The organism is Dietzia massiliensis (genome assembly GCF_018390595.1).
Taxonomy (GTDB): Bacteria; Actinomycetota; Actinomycetes; order Mycobacteriales; family Mycobacteriaceae; genus Dietzia; species Dietzia massiliensis.
Genome location: NZ_JAHBAV010000373.1, coordinates 1 through 318, shown reverse-complemented (window position 1 = coordinate 318; position 318 = coordinate 1). Strand labels below are relative to the sequence as shown.

Here is a 318-nt window from a genome sequence, read left to right as displayed (position 1 = left end):
ATAGTAAAGAGTCAAGGTTGTTTAATCAATAATATTGAGTATAATTAAAGTATTAGAGTTAAAGGAGAAAAAATATGAATATTGAAGAAAGATTTTTAAAATATGTCAGCTATGACACACAATCTGATGAGTACTCAAATACTACTCCATCAACATTAAAACAATTAGAATTAGGAAAAGTGTTAGTCAAAGAAATGTTAGAAATTGGAATTGATGATGCTCATTTAGATGAATATGGTATTGTTTATGGAACTATTAAAGGTAATGGAGGTACAGGTGATATTATTGGATTTATTGCACATATGGACACATCACCAG

At 28.0% G+C, this 318-nt stretch carries 1 protein-coding gene; it reads left to right on the top strand.

Features of this window, described 5'->3' with window-relative positions:
- Positions 1–74: 74 nt before the first annotated feature.
- A partial coding sequence (locus KHA85_RS20785; protein WP_213186765.1) for a zinc-binding metallopeptidase family protein occupies positions 75–318 on the top strand: 244 nt, incomplete at its 3' end.